This window comes from Mucilaginibacter pankratovii (genome assembly GCF_014773265.1).
Classification (GTDB): domain Bacteria; phylum Bacteroidota; class Bacteroidia; order Sphingobacteriales; family Sphingobacteriaceae; genus Mucilaginibacter; species Mucilaginibacter pankratovii.
In genome coordinates this window covers 128,513-143,396 of sequence record NZ_JACWMY010000012.1, presented here as the reverse complement: position 1 = coordinate 143,396, position 14,884 = coordinate 128,513, and the positions used below count along the sequence as shown (strand labels likewise).

Below are 14,884 nucleotides of genomic sequence, written 5' to 3'. Positions count from 1 at the left end.
TGATGGGGTTCTGAAACAAGTTCAGAATGACGGTATGGTAACTATGAATATGGTTAGCCAACAAAAAAAAGCGCCCCTTTGGGGCGCTTAGTTCATTATGATGGGGTTGGGATTAGGGCTTAGTAAAACACCTGGTCGAACTGGTTCACCGCATCCTTGCTCTCAAGATTGGAGTGCCCCATTAAAAATTCATCAACTTTACGTGCAGCTTCACGGCCTTCTGATATGGCCCAAACCACCAGGGATTGCCCGCGGCGCATATCGCCGGCAGCAAACACCTTGCTTACGTTGGTACGGTAAACACCTTCTTTCGCGTTTACATTATTGCGGCCATCAAGGCCCACTTTCAATTGCTCTAAAGCGCCTTCAAACTGCGGGTTTACAAAACCCATGGCCAGGAACACACGCTGGCAAGGGATCTCGCGCTCGCTGCCTTCTACCTCGCTAAATTTAATAGGGCGGCCCATTACATCAATTTCCCAGCTTACATCGGTAACTTTTAAAGCGCGCAGTTCGCCGTTCTCGTCGCCTAAAAACTCTTTGGTATTAATACCCCATGAGCGTTCTACACCTTCCTCGTGGCTGCTGGTGGTTTTAAGCACCATTGGGTACGTTGGCCATGGCATGTGCGCGGTACGCTGCTCCGGTGGTTGCACCATAACCTCAAATTGCCTTACCGATTTCGCACCCTGGCGGTTTGATGTACCCACGCAGTCGCTGCCGGTATCACCACCGCCAATCACTACAACATCTTTACCCGAGGTTAGGATATCTTCGCCCACAACAGCGGTATTGCTTACGCGTTTGTTCTGTTGTTTTAAAAAGTCCATCGCAAAATGCACGCCTTTTAATTCCCTGCCGGGGATAGGCAAATTACGCGGAATGGTTGAGCCACCTGCCAGTATAACGGCATCATGCGTGCGCACAACTTCGTCGGCCGGTACGTCTTTACCAATTTCGGTATTGCATTTAAAAGTGATGCCATCCTCTTCCATAATCTGGATACGGCGGTCTATCACCCATTTTTCTAATTTAAAATCGGGGATACCGTAACGTAGCAAACCACCCGGACGGTCGTCGCGCTCGAAAACGGTAACCTTGTGACCCGCTTTGGCCAACTGCGCTGCAGCAGCCATACCCGCAGGGCCCGAGCCCACTACAGCAACCTTTTTACCAGTTTTTATAAGTGGCGCGGTAGGTTTCACCATATTTTTAGAGTAAGCCACCTCAATGATGTGCTTCTCAATCTCCTCAATAGCTACCGGTGGCTTATTAATGCCTAACACACATGCCGATTCGCATGGCGCGGGGCAAATTCTACCGGTAAACTCGGGGAAGTTATTGGTTGATGATAGTATCTGGTATGCTTCGCCCCAGTTTTTGCGGTACACGGCATCGTTAAATTCCGGTATCACGTTACCCAGCGGGCAACCGCTATGGCAAAAAGGGATCCCGCAGTTCATGCAGCGTGCACTTTGCTGGTTCAATTTTTCCTCTGGATACAAACCAACAAACTCGTTATAGTTTTTTAAACGCTCGGCAACTGGCGTTTTTTGGGGAAGTTCCCTGTTAAATTCCTGAAATCCTGTAGGTTTTCCCATAATTATCCTATAGCTTGTAATTGTTGTTTCTCTAAAACTCGTTTGTACTCTTTAGGGTAAACCTTTATAAACTGTGATGAAACTTGTTTCCAGTTTTTAAGGAGCCCCTGGGCAACTTTACTGCCTGTTAAGTGGATATGCTTTTTCAGCAAGGCGATGATCTGCTCTTCGTCCTGGATAGATAGCGGATCCAGATCAACCATCTCCATATTACAGTTCTCGGCAAATGTTCCGTTTGGATTGTAGATCCAGGCTAAACCACCGCTCATACCTGCTGCAAAGTTTCTGCCTGTTTCGCCAAGGATAAGCGCGCGGCCGCCGGTCATGTACTCGCAACCGTGGTCGCCAATACCTTCTACAACCGTTGTAGCGCCAGAGTTACGCACCGCGAAACGTTCGCCTGCCATCCCTCTTACAAACAACTCGCCGGATGTTGCACCGTAAAGCGCCACGTTACCAATGATGATATTTTCTTCGGGGTTAAAGGTTGCGTTTGCAGCCGGGTAAACGGCTAACTGTGCACCGGATAAGCCTTTGCCCACGTAATCGTTACCCTCGCCTTCCAGCTCAAAAGAAACCCCCTTGGTGGTGAATGCGCCAAAGCTTTGCCCTGCCGAACCTTTGAATTTGTAGTTGATGGTATTATCGGGTAAGCCAGCAGAACCGTAGATCTTCGAGATCTCGTTTGAAAGCAGCGTACCTATCGTACGGTCTACGTTCTTTACATCGTAAGTGGCAAATACCGGGGTTTTATCTTCTAATGCAGCTTTTGCGTTTTCTAATAGTTTCCAGTCGATAATGGCATCCATACCATGATCCTGCTTTTCGCTGTTATAGTGCGTCATGCCCTTGGTAATGTTCACAGGGTGCAGGATGCCACTCAGATCAACCTTTTTAGCTTTCCAGCTTTGGATGTTATCTCTTACCTTCAGGAACTGTACGCGCCCAACCATCTCGTTGATGGTACGGAAGCCCAGTTCAGCCATGATCTCGCGCAACTCTTCCGCCATAAAACGGAACAAGTTTACAACGTGATCGGCTTTACCGCTAAACAATTTCCTTAATTCAGGGTCCTGCGTGGCAACGCCTACCGGGCAGGTGTTTAAGTGGCATTTACGCATCATGATACAGCCGCCGGCAACCAAAGCAGCGGTAGCTACGCCCCACTCCTCGGCACCTAACAAAGCTGCAATAGCTAAATCGCGACCGGTTTTCAGCTGACCATCTGTTTGTAACACTACGCGGCTGCGCAGTTTGTTACGCACCAAAGTTTGGTGTGCTTCTGATAAGCCAAGCTCCCAAGGCAAACCCGCGTGTTTTACCGAACTGATAGGTGATGCACCTGTACCGCCATCATAGCCGGCTATTAAAATAACATCCGCGTGTGCTTTTGCAACACCCGCAGCTATAGTACCCACGCCTGCTTTTGATACCAGCTTTACGTTGATACGGGCAGCGCGGTTAGCGTTCTTCAGATCGAAAATTAGCTGCGCCAGATCCTCGATGGAGTAAATATCGTGGTGCGGAGGAGGCGATATTAAGCCTACACCTGGTGTAGAGTGACGTGTTTTGGCAATCCAGTCGTCAACCTTGTGGCCGGGAAGTTGCCCGCCCTCGCCTGGTTTCGCGCCCTGCGCCATTTTTATCTGCAGCTCATCGGCGTTGGTAAGGTAGTTGGATGTTACCCCAAAACGCCCTGACGCCACTTGTTTAATAGCAGAACGCATGGAATCGCCGTTTGGCATTTTTTCGTAACGTAATTCGTCCTCACCGCCTTCGCCGGTATTGCTTTTACCGCCAATGCGGTTCATGGCAATGGCCATGGTGCTGTGTGCCTCATGCGAGATGGAGCCGAACGACATAGCGCCTGTAGCAAAACGCTTCATGATCTCCTCTGCCGGTTCAACCTCATCAATAGTGATGGCTTCGCGGTGGTGGGCAAAATCAAGCAGGCCACGGATGGTGTAATGCTTCTCGGTTTGCTCGTTTATTTTTGCAGCGTAGTTTTTGTAAACAGCATAGCTGTTGCTGCGGGTTGCGTGCTGTAAAAGGTGAACGGTTTCCGGGTTGAATAAGTGAGCCTCTCCCCTGCGTTTCCACTGGTAGATCCCACCCTCAGGCAGTAACCTAACATCCGTTTTAGAACTGCCAAAACCAATTTTGTGCTTGCAAAGCGCTTCGCGGGCAATCTCATCAAGGCCTAAACCGCCAATACGCGTTACACCTCCCGAGAAATATTTATCTACAACAGCTTTATTGATCCCCAGTATCTCGAACACCTGCGAACCGTGGTACGATTGCAAGGTAGAGATCCCCATTTTTGAGAAGATCTTCAGCAAGCCATCGTTAACCGATTTAACGTAGTTTTTGTAAAGCGTTTTCAGATCGAGATTGGTTTCCAGGCTACCGTTGTTTTTCAACGTTTCGATAGTAGAAAGCGCCAGGTACGGGTTGATAGCCGTTGCACCGAAAGCCAGCAAGGTAGCAAAGTGGTGTACTTCCCAAACATCTCCGGTTTCTACAACCAGGCCTACAGCGCCTCTGCGCCCTTTTTTAATTAAGTGGTGATGCACTGCCGATACCGCTAAAAGCATTGGTATAGGCGCGTGTTCAGAGTCTACAGCACGGTCAGACAGGATCAGTACCTCGAAGCCATCATCTACTGCATCCTCGGCATAGCGGCAAAGCCTGGCTATCCCTTTTTCCAGCGAACCCGCATTGCCATCGGCATTAAAGTAGGTTTGCAGGGTTTTAGCGTGGAACAGGCCGGTATCAATACTGCGCAGTTTTTCCAACTGGTGGTTCTTCAGTATCGGGTGGTCTAAAACCACGCAATGGCAATGCATTTTATCCTCATCAAGCAGGTTGCCGTTGTTACCTATGAAGGTAGCCAAACTCATTACCAAACGCTCGCGGATAGGGTCTATCGGCGGGTTGGTAACCTGTGCGAAGAATTGTTTAAAGTAGCTTGATAAATGCTGAGGTTTATCAGAAAGGATAGCCAAAGGTACATCTGTACCCATCGAGCCTACCGGCTCCTTGCCATCCAATGCCATCGGTTTAATAATGGTATCGATATCCTCGCGGCTGTAGCCAAATACCTGCTGGTAGCGGTACACCGAATCGGGCGACAGGCTGGCGAAAGCCAAACGCGGCTCAGACAGGTTGCTCAGGCGGATCTTATAATTATCCAGCCAGCGACCGTATGGCTGCTGCGAAGTTACTTGTTTTTTGATCTCATCATCAGTGATGATCTTACCCTTTTCGGTATCAATCAGCAGCATTTTGCCCGGCTGTAAACGGCCCTTGCGCAACACGGTGCTTTCGTCGATAGCTAAAGTACCCGCTTCTGATGCGGCGATAACGCGGCCATCGTTGGTAATTACATAACGTAGCGGGCGCAGTCCGTTCCTATCTAAAAGGGCGCCTACCAATTTACCATCGGTAAAGGTGATAGCAGCCGGGCCGTCCCATGGCTCCATTAAGGTAGCGTGGAATTCGTAGAAGGCTTTTTTAACCGGATCCATGTGTACGTTGCCGTCCCATGCCTCGGGTATTAGCATCATCATTACGTGTGGTAACGAGCGGCCGGTATGCAGCAGTATCTCGATGATATTATCCAAACAGGCCGAATCCGACTGGTTGTTATCTATCACAGGCAACAGCATCTCCATTTCTTCTGCCGTGAAGTAGGTAGAAACGTATGATTTTAAGCCGGAGTAGAACCAGTTTAAGTTACCTGTAAGCGTGTTGATCTCGCCATTGTGCGCAATTAAGCGGAAAGGCTGAGCCAACTTCCACGATGGGAAGGTATTGGTTGAGAAACGCGAGTGGATCATGGCAAAGCCCGATGCGATACGCGGATCGTTCAAGTCGGCAAAGTACTTACGCAATTGGTAAGTAGTAACCTGGCCCTTATAAATAATAGTTTTGCATGATAGCGAGGTGAAGTAAAAATACTCGCTCGCCGCAGGCACCGTTTCGGTTACTGTTTTGTTGATATAACGCCTTAATATATACAGCTTGCGCTCAAAATCATCCGCGTTGGTAATATGGTGCGGGCGGGAGATGAACAGTTGTTCAACATCCGGCTCGGCCTGGCGGGCCGTTTCGCCAATAGCAGACGAATCTACCGCAAGCTTACGGTAGCCGAGCTTATGCAGCCCCATTTTCTCTATCGCATTAGTAATAATTACGCGGCATGCCTTCTTCAAGGCAGGCTCTTTGGGGAAGAATATCATCCCTACACCATACTCACCCGGTTCGGGCAGGTTGATCTCGAGGTTTGCACATTCTTCCATTAAAAATTCGTGGGGGAGCTGAATTAATATACCCGCGCCGTCGCCTGTTTCGGGGTCACAGCCGCACGCGCCGCGATGCTCCATGTTCTCTAACATGGTTAAAGCATCATCAATAATATGGTATGATTTATGTCCGTTTATATTGGTTATAAACCCAGTTCCGCAAGAATCGTGTTCAAATTCCGGCCGGTAAAGGCCCTGCTGGTTGCCATCGGTTTGATCCATTTTTTTATCCGATTTTTTGTAATTCGGGTAATAACGAAGTTAACGAATTATAATATTTTTATAATAACGCTATTAATTTTTTCAATTTTATTAAAATAATGCTATTAATAGGTTAATTTATTATTAAGTCGACAAAAAACGTAGGCTATATATATGAAATTTTTAATTTTATCTTATTGTTTAATATGCACACATAGTAAATAAGCTTATTAAACTATTTTTGCCGAAAGCACATTACACCATATATTTTATGCCTGATAAGATTAAAGCAGTTTTTTTAGACCGAGACGGAGTGTTGAACAAAGAGATGGGTGACTACGTTACCCGCCTGGAAGATTTTCATATACTGGACAATTTTGACGCGTTGAAAGAACTGCAAAACCGCGGTTATATGCTGTTGGTTGCCACCAACCAGGGCGGCCTGGCAAAAGGCTGGTACGATGTACCCGAACTGAATAAAATGCACGCCCACCTTAAACAGGTTTACCAAGAGCATGGTGTGGAAATAACCGACTTTTTTTACTGCCCCCACCACCCCAACTTTACCGGCGACTGCGATTGCCGCAAACCAAAACCTGGCCTGCTTTTCCAGGGGATCGAAAAATATAACATCGACCCATCCAAATCCTACTTCATCGGCGACCGCGAGCGCGATGTAGAAGCAGGCACCGCGGCAGGCGTAACAGGTATATTAATAGATAGTGACCAACCGATAGCGAGTGTGCTGGATTTAATAGCATAAATCACACGAATTTCACGAATGGGGCGAATTTCACGAATTACGACTTGCTAACAGACTGGTTTTTAGCGTTTAAATTCGTGCAATTCGCATTAATTAGTGTAATTCGTGTTATAATTTAAACAATTCATCCGTTTTATCCTTTTACTCGGTAATGGTAAAACCAAAATCCATACACGATTACAACACTTTAATAGCTTGCGGCCTTGGTTTCTTTTTAATCTGTTTGTTCACCAGCTATAGCGGCATTGGCATCTCGCCAGATTCTATCATGTACACCAGCGCGGCACGCAGCTTTGCAGCCGAGGGCACGCTGAAAACGTTTAACGGGATCCCCATTGTTGATTTCCCGATGTTTTACCCGCTGTTTTTGGGTATCATCAAAGTCATCACCCGGGTAGATCCTACCGTTTTTGGCGCCATACTCAACAGCATCCTCTTCGCATCCTTATTATATATCAGCGGCTGGATCATGAACCGCTTTGTGCCGTCATCGCAATTATATAAATGGCTGCTGCTGGTTGCTATAGCGCTTAGTCCTGGTTTGCTGCAGATCTACTCCTACTTATGGTCGGAGACGCTGTTTATATTAGAGGTACTGTTCTTCATCATTGCCTTCCGCCAATACTTAAATACCCATGCCGGCAAATGGCTGATAGCTGCGGCAGCTATAGCGGCTGTTGGCTGCGTTACCCGGTACGCCGCGGTGACCATTGTAGGTACGGGGGGACTACTCTTGCTGCTTGATAGAACGTTGCCCATTAAAAAGAAGATAGGGCATATATTTATATATGGTGTGATATGCATATCGCTGCTGGTAAGTAATTTGGTTTTCAACGCGTTTATGTCGGGTACGGTAACCGGCCCGCGCGAGCCTTCTATTACGCCCTTCATCAAAAACGTATATTATTTCGGTACTACCATGTGCGATTGGATGGGACTTACGCCCGACCAATACTTTTTGGCAATACCCATTGCATCGGTTATGCTGCTGGGCTTTATACTATCGCTGGCCATAAATTACTTCCGCAGGAGTTTAAATAGCTATGAAAATTTGGCCATCACCTTCTCGCTGGTGTATGGTTTATTTATCATCCTGTCGTCGACGTTTTCGCGATACGAGCGCATCAACAGCCGCTTACTCTCACCTTTATATATAACCGCATTGTGGGGCTATACCAGTTGGGTGCTATTATGGCTCAAAAGCATCGACGCGAAACGTACCCGTACCATTGTTGGCGGTATATTCACCTTACTAATGCTGGGCTTTATAGGCAAAGAATTTTATATAGATTACGACCGCTATCGCGACCAGGTAGCAGACGATTACGGCGCGCCCGGTTACAGTGATGCCAGCTGGCAGGAAAATGAATTTGCCAACTACCTGCGCAATTATGATAAAAAGCTGTTTAAACCTAATGTATTAATTTATACCGATGCACATGAGGCGGTTTACTTCTTCTCGGGCATGTCGGCCTATTTGGTTCCGCACAAATTCTTTAAAAAGGATGTGGAGCTTTTTTACCGGCGCGATCACTATTACCTCATCTGGTTCAATAACCTCGAAAACCCGGAACTCATTAATATAAAGGACATCCAAAAGGTAAAACAGCTGAAATTATTGAAGCAGTTCCCCGAAGGGGCGATATATGAGTTTGAGGGGGTTGACGTAGTACCTGCAACAGTCGGCAAAGACAGTTTACCTGCGAGGCCTGTAGTTAGAGCACCGAAATAAATTCTGTTTAGCACCCTATTTACAGCTAAAACACAATTTTATTTTGATTTCCCGAACTACTCTCTATATTTGCATCGCTAATCTATAGTATTACTATACAAAAATGGACTTGTACAAACAACATCATCTGCATTTGCACCATCACCGCCCGGTGATGAATAGATAATGTATGTTTCTACGCGAAATAACAGCCCCATTTTATTATAGTACCTTAAACTCATTTTGTGAAAACACTAAAAATAGCGATCCAGAAATCGGGTCGGCTCAACGAAAAATCCGTTGAATTATTAAAGAATTGCGGCCTTAATTTTGAAAATTATAAGAGCTCGCTCATCTCCCCCGTATCAAATTTCCCTTTAGAAATTCTCTTTTTGCGCGATGATGATATCCCCGAATACGTTCAGGATGGCATTGCAGACCTGGGTATTGTTGGCGAAAACGTGATAGAAGAAACCGAAGTGGAAGTTGCCTACCTGCAACGCCTTGGTTTTGGTAAATGCTCGCTTAAAATAGCGGTGCCCAACAATAACGACATAGCTACCCTTGCCGATTTAAACGGCAAAGCCATTGCTACCACTTACCCCGTTATCTTAGGTAAATACCTGAAAGAAAAAGGTATCACTTCTGATATCCGTACCATATCAGGTTCGGTAGAGATCTCTCCGGGCCTTGGCCTGAGCGATGCCATCTGCGATTTGGTATCAACCGGCGGCACATTAAAAAGCAACGGACTAAAGCCTTTTGCCGATGTAATGAGCAGCGAGGCCGTGTTGATTGGCAGCAAAGGCAGTGAGAATAACGACCTGATACAAGAGTTGATGCAGCGAATCCAGTCGGTATTGCGTGCAAAAGAAACCAAGTACGTGGTATTGAATGTAAAACGCGATAACCTGGACGCCGTAATTGCATTATTACCAGGCGTAAAAAGCCCTTCGGTAGTGCCTTTGGCAGAGGCTGATTGGGTAGCGGTGCACACCGTTATCCCCGAGCGCGACTTTTGGGACCGCATCAGCCAGCTAAAACAAGCCGGTGCGCAAGGCATTGTAGTAATGCCGATTGAGAAGATAATATTGTAGTTTCCAGTGGGCAGTTTGCGGTTAGCAGTAAAAAGCTACCACGATAACCGCTAACTGAAATGCAAACTGCTAACAGCAAACTGCCAACTAAAACGATGACTGTAAGTAATATGAAAATTTACAACTACGGGAATTTGAGCAAGGGCGAAATCAACGCCCTCGTTCAACGCAACGTTGACCCGGCGAATGAGATCCGTGCTTTGGTGGAGGATGTGATAGAGCACGTAAAACAAAACGGCGATAGCGCCCTGGTGGACTATGCCCTAAAGTTTGACAAAGTTGAGCTTACTAAGTTATATTTAGATAAAGCTGAACTGCAGGAAATTGCCTCGACAGTGTCGCCAGATCAGCAGGAAGCCTTGCAAACAGCGTATGCCAATATCTACAAATTCCACAAGGCGCAGCTAAAAACTGAAGACAAGGTAGAAACCATGCCCGGTGTAACCTGCTGGCGCGAATTACGTGCAATAGAAAAAGTAGGTCTATACATCCCTGGCGGTACAGCCGTATTACCGTCTACCTTTTTAATGCTGGGCATCCCGGCACGCATAGCGGGCTGTAGCGAGATCGTAGTTTGCTCACCTCCGCAAAAAAACGGCAAGGTAAATGCCTTTATCGCTTACGTGGCGCTGATGTTGGGCATAGATAAAGTGTACTTAGTGGGCGGCTCGCAGGCTGTTGCAGCCATGGCATACGGCACCGAAACCATAACCAAAGTGGATAAGATCTTTGGCCCGGGCAATCAATTTGTAACCAAGGCTAAAACTATCATCCAAAGCACTACCACAACTGCCATTGATATGCCCGCCGGCCCATCGGAAGTATTGGTAATTGCTGACGAAACAGCAAAACCCGAGTACGTTGCCGCTGATTTATTAGCACAGGCTGAGCACGGGATAGACAGTCAGGCAATTTTAGTTTGTACATCTGAAGCCATTGCAACACAAACCCTTGCAGAAGTTGAAAAGCAATTAGCCATATTACCCCGCGCCGAAATTGCGCGCCAGGCGATTGATAATTCGTACATCATCATCACCGACACGCTGGATGAGGCGATGGATTTCAGCAATGAATATGCGCCGGAGCACTTGATACTGGCAACGGAAAAATGGTCGACCATAACACCGAAGATCATCAACGCAGGTTCGGTATTCCTTGGGAATTTAACGCCGGAGAGCGTGGGCGATTATGCATCGGGCACTAACCACACGCTGCCAACCAGCAGTTATTCAAGGGCTTACTCGGGCGTATCGGTAGATTCGTTTGTAAAGAAGATTACCTTCCAGTTTTTAACAGAGGAAGGTATCCAAAATATAGGCCCGGCGGTAGAAATACTGGCGGATATGGAAGGACTGCACGCACACAGGAATGCGGTGTCGATCCGTCTCCAAAAATAACTCCGTCATTGCGAGGTACGAAGCAATCTCTACGTAAGTAGAGCGAATTTGCAAATCGTTGACTTGTCCAATCGGGAGATTGCTTCGTGCCTCGCAATGACGCGATGGATAATGATTGACTAAAAGAATACTAATAACAATGTTCGATATAAATACCCTACTCCGCAAAAACATCAAAAACCTAACCCCCTACTCCTCCGCACGGGACGAATTCCAGGGCGAGGCCAGCGTGTTTTTGGATGCGAACGAAAATGCTTTCGGTTCGCCGCTGCCTGCTGCTTATAACCGCTACCCGGACCCTATGCAACACGCTATAAAATCGCGCCTGAAAGAGATAAAAGGCTTGCCTGTACGCAACATCTTTGTAGGCAATGGCAGCGATGAGGCCATCGATATCCTGTTCCGCAGTTTTTGCAACCCGGGCGTGGATAATGTGATCATTGTGCCCCCTACCTACGGTATGTACCAGGTTTCGGCAAACATTAATGATATAGAAACCAAAAAAGTTCTGCTTACCGACGAATACCAGCTCAACCTGGAAGGCATTGCCGAAGCGATAGACGAGCATACCAAGCTTATCTTCATCTGTTCGCCAAACAATCCTACCGGCAACTCCATTAACCGCGAGGATATTGAAACCTTGTTGGCAAATTTCAACGGTATTGTGGTGGTGGATGAGGCTTACATTAACTTCAGTCGCCAAAAAAGCTTTATACAGGAACTGACCGAATACGCCAATCTCGTCGTGATGCAAACGCTCTCCAAAGCGTGGGGCCTTGCCGGCCTGCGCGTAGGCATGGCCTTCGCCAGCGAGGAGATCATAGAAGTAATGAACCGCGTAAAACCGCCTTACAATGTAAACGAGGCATCGCAGCAATTAGCACTGCAGGCCCTGCAAAACGTGCAACAGGTGAACGATTGGATAAAAGAGACGCTTATCCAGCGCGATAAACTGGTATTGACGCTAAAAAAGATGGATTTTGTGCTGGATATTTACCCATCCGATGCCAACTTCGTGCTGGTTAAAACCACCAATGCAACCGGTATTTATAATTACCTGGTAGATAAAGGCATCATTGTACGCAACCGCACCAATGTGGAACTTTGCGAAGGCTGCCTCCGCATTACCATCGGCACGCCCGAAGAAAATAACACCCTGCTATCAACCTTACAGCAATACAAATGAGCAAGCTGCAAAAAATACTCTTTATAGACCGCGACGGCACCATCATCAACGAAACGCCCGATGAGCAAATAGATTCCTTCGCCAAGCTTACCTTTTACCCCGGCGCGCTGCAATACCTGCCAAAAATTGCCGCGGAACTGGATTACGAGCTGGTAATGGTTACCAACCAGGATGGCCTGGGTACTTCGATTTACCCAGAGGACACTTTTTACCCGGTGCATAACCTCATCATCAAAACTTTTGCAAACGAGGGCGTGCATTTCACGTACGAGGCTATCGACCGAACCTTCCCTGCCGATAATGCCCCTACCCGCAAACCGGCGACAGGGCTGTTAACACAATACCTCGACGAAACAAAATACGACCTTAAAAATTCCTTCACCATAGGCGACAGGAAGAATGACGTTTTGCTGGCGAAGAATTTAGGCGCAAAAGCTATTTGGATCAACAATAAGTCAGGTTTAGGCGACGGAGAATTTCAACCAGAGATTGACAGCGATATTGCCGGCGTAGTGGCCCTGCAAACTACCGATTGGAAAGACATCTACGAATTCTTGAAATTAGGTGAACGCGTGATAGAACACCGCCGCACAACTAAGGAGACCGATATCTATATCAAATTAAACCTTGACGGTACCGGGGAAGCCAAAGTGTCAACCGGTTTGCACTTCTTCGACCATATGCTTGACCAGATAGCCCGTCACGGCGGCATCGACCTGGAAGTAACCGCTAAAGGCGACCTGCATATCGACGAGCACCACACCATAGAAGATACCGGCATTGCGCTTGGCGAGGTGATAGCCACCGCCTTAGGCAATAAAATGGGGATAGAGCGTTATGGTTTTTGCCTGCCGATGGATGATTGCCTGGCACAGGCGGCCATTGATTTTGGCGGGCGCAACTGGATTGTTTGGGAAGCCGATTTTAAACGCGAAAAGGTTGGCGATGTACCAACCGAGATGTTTTACCACTTCTTCAAATCCTTTAGCGATGCCTCCAAAAGCAACCTCAACATAAAAGCAGAAGGGCAAAACGAACATCACAAAATAGAAGCTATATTTAAAGCCTTTGCCAAAGCCATAAAAATGGCGGTAAAAAGGGATGTAAATAAGATGGTTTTACCAAGCACAAAAGGACTTTTGTAAAAAGTTGGCAGTTTGCAAAAAGCAGTTTTTACTGCTAATCGCCCACTGCAAACTGAGAACTGCCCACTGCAAACTGGAAATTGCAAACTGAAATGATAGGTATAATAAGATACGGCGCCGGCAATATTTTCTCGCTCACTGCTACTTTAGAGCGGCTGGGCATCGCCTACGGCATGATCAGCACCGAAGCCGATTTTGAAAAGTACGACCGCTATATTATCCCCGGTGTAGGCCACGCCGGCGCAGCCATGCACAAGCTGGAAAGCACCGGGCTGGTGCCTGCCATAAAGGCATTGGATAAACCTACCCTGGGTATTTGCGTGGGTATGCAGCTGTTAACTTCTTACAGCGAGGAAGGTGACAGCAACTTATTGGACTTGTTCCCCATCAAAACGCTAAAATTCCCGCATACGGATGGGTTTAAGGTTCCGCACACCGGCTGGAATCAAGTCTTCCCCGAAAAAGAAAACCCACTTTTTGCAAATATTCCAACAGGATCACACTTTTACTTTGTACATTCATACTTTATTGAGTATGACCCGTTATATACTTTATCGTCAACAAATTACACCCACAAATTTTCGGCATCAATTTGGCGGGGTAATTTTTATGGCGTGCAGTTTCACCCAGAAAAATCCGGCACGTACGGCGAACAACTATTAAAGAATTTTTCAAAAATCTAAAAGCAATGTATATAATCCCCGCCATTGATATTTTAAACAAAAAAGTTGTAAGGCTGCGCGAAGGCGATTATAGCCAGGTAACTGAATATGATGTTACCCTCGAAGAAATGATTGAGCGGTACCAAAGCAACGGTACAAATTTCATCCACATCATCGACCTCAACGGCGCAAAAAACGACTTTAGCAACCAGCAATACCTGTTTGATGTGATCCGTAAAACAGATATGCAGGTGCAATACGGTGGCGGTATCCGTAGCATTGATAAGGTAAAAGAATTGATAGACGCAGGCATCCACCGTGTTATTGTGGGTACGCAGGCTATAACCAACCCGGCCTTTCTGCACGATCTGAGTAAAGCCATCTGCGGCCGCGATAAATGCAGCGACCAGGTGGTTATCGCAATAGATGTACTGGATGAAGTGATCAAATACTCTGGCTGGATGGAAAGCTCGCCCATCAAACTGATGGACTATGTGGACAAGTGCCTGTCTTTAGGCTTCTTCCGCTTTTTGTGTACCGATATTAATAAAGATGGTAAACTTGGCGGTGCAGGTGTAGACCTGTACGAAAAACTGCTGGACCATTCGCCTTTCATCAAACTCATCGCATCCGGCGGCGTAAGCTCCATGAATGATATTGAGCAGCTAAACAACATCAAAGTAGAATCCTGCGTGGTAGGCAAAGCCATCTACGAAGGCCATATCAGCATCGAAGAGATAAAAAACTGGAATTTGGAATCGCTAATGTCCATATAACTTGAGGCCCGAAGGGCTTTATTCTCCACCCCGTCATTGCG

Annotated in this window: 10 protein-coding genes; 8 read left to right on the top strand and 2 right to left on the bottom strand. The window is 46.9% G+C overall.

From position 1 onward, the window contains the following. Positions 1-119 precede the first annotated feature (119 nt). Both IDJ77_RS21635 and gltB read right to left on the bottom strand, forming a co-directional pair. Entirely contained in the window at positions 120-1,601 is a 1,482-nt protein-coding gene (locus tag IDJ77_RS21635; protein WP_191191068.1) for a glutamate synthase subunit beta, read from the bottom strand. Between the two features lie 2 nt (positions 1,602-1,603). After that, entirely contained in the window at positions 1,604-6,127 is a 4,524-nt protein-coding gene (gene gltB, locus IDJ77_RS21630; protein ID WP_191191067.1) for a glutamate synthase large subunit, read from the bottom strand. 250 nt (positions 6,128-6,377) lie between these two features. Here gltB and IDJ77_RS21625 point away from each other — a divergent pair, with 250 nt between their 5' ends. From IDJ77_RS21625 to IDJ77_RS21590, 8 genes are all read left to right on the top strand, one after another. Next, positions 6,378-6,869 (top strand): D-glycero-alpha-D-manno-heptose-1,7-bisphosphate 7-phosphatase, encoded by a 492-nt coding sequence (locus IDJ77_RS21625; RefSeq protein WP_191191066.1) that lies wholly within the window; start codon positions 6,378-6,380, stop codon positions 6,867-6,869. A 151-nt stretch (positions 6,870-7,020) separates the two neighbouring features. Beyond that, positions 7,021-8,601 (top strand): hypothetical protein, encoded by a 1,581-nt coding sequence (locus IDJ77_RS21620; protein ID WP_191191065.1) that lies wholly within the window; start codon positions 7,021-7,023, stop codon positions 8,599-8,601. A 224-nt stretch (positions 8,602-8,825) separates the two neighbouring features. Further along, the gene (gene hisG / locus IDJ77_RS21615; protein WP_191191064.1) at positions 8,826-9,677 is read left to right on the top strand and encodes an ATP phosphoribosyltransferase; all 852 of its coding nucleotides are present in this window, start codon (positions 8,826-8,828) and stop codon (positions 9,675-9,677) included. A gap of 110 nt (positions 9,678-9,787) precedes the next feature. Next, complete coding sequence (hisD, locus tag IDJ77_RS21610; RefSeq protein ID WP_191191151.1) at positions 9,788-11,074, top strand: histidinol dehydrogenase; 1,287 nt, start codon at positions 9,788-9,790, stop codon at positions 11,072-11,074. A gap of 139 nt (positions 11,075-11,213) precedes the next feature. Beyond that, positions 11,214-12,260 (top strand): histidinol-phosphate transaminase, encoded by a 1,047-nt coding sequence (gene hisC / locus IDJ77_RS21605; RefSeq protein WP_191191063.1) that lies wholly within the window; start codon positions 11,214-11,216, stop codon positions 12,258-12,260. Then, complete coding sequence (gene hisB, locus IDJ77_RS21600; protein WP_224751186.1) at positions 12,257-13,405, top strand: bifunctional histidinol-phosphatase/imidazoleglycerol-phosphate dehydratase HisB; 1,149 nt, start codon at positions 12,257-12,259, stop codon at positions 13,403-13,405. The genes hisC and hisB overlap by 4 nt, the downstream gene beginning before the upstream one ends. Positions 13,406-13,497: 92 nt before the next feature. Next, positions 13,498-14,088 (top strand): imidazole glycerol phosphate synthase subunit HisH, encoded by a 591-nt coding sequence (gene hisH / locus IDJ77_RS21595; protein ID WP_191191062.1) that lies wholly within the window; start codon positions 13,498-13,500, stop codon positions 14,086-14,088. 5 nt (positions 14,089-14,093) lie between these two features. Further along, the gene (locus IDJ77_RS21590) at positions 14,094-14,843 is read left to right on the top strand and encodes a 1-(5-phosphoribosyl)-5-[(5-phosphoribosylamino)methylideneamino]imidazole-4-carboxamide isomerase (RefSeq protein WP_191191061.1); all 750 of its coding nucleotides are present in this window, start codon (positions 14,094-14,096) and stop codon (positions 14,841-14,843) included. Positions 14,844-14,884: the final 41 nt, after the last annotated feature.

Coding starts and splice junctions, on each gene's coding strand:
- hisD (WP_191191151.1), top strand. CDS start 9,788: ATGAAAATTTACAACTACGGGAATTTGAGCAAGGGCGAAATCAACGCC.
- IDJ77_RS21620 (WP_191191065.1), top strand. CDS start 7,021: ATGGTAAAACCAAAATCCATACACGATTACAACACTTTAATAGCTTGC.
- IDJ77_RS21590 (WP_191191061.1), top strand. CDS start 14,094: ATGTATATAATCCCCGCCATTGATATTTTAAACAAAAAAGTTGTAAGG.
- hisC (WP_191191063.1), top strand. CDS start 11,214: ATGTTCGATATAAATACCCTACTCCGCAAAAACATCAAAAACCTAACC.
- hisH (WP_191191062.1), top strand. CDS start 13,498: ATGATAGGTATAATAAGATACGGCGCCGGCAATATTTTCTCGCTCACT.
- hisB (WP_224751186.1), top strand. CDS start 12,257: ATGAGCAAGCTGCAAAAAATACTCTTTATAGACCGCGACGGCACCATC.
- gltB (WP_191191067.1), bottom strand. CDS start 6,127: ATGGATCAAACCGATGGCAACCAGCAGGGCCTTTACCGGCCGGAATTT.
- IDJ77_RS21635 (WP_191191068.1), bottom strand. CDS start 1,601: ATGGGAAAACCTACAGGATTTCAGGAATTTAACAGGGAACTTCCCCAA.
- IDJ77_RS21625 (WP_191191066.1), top strand. CDS start 6,378: ATGCCTGATAAGATTAAAGCAGTTTTTTTAGACCGAGACGGAGTGTTG.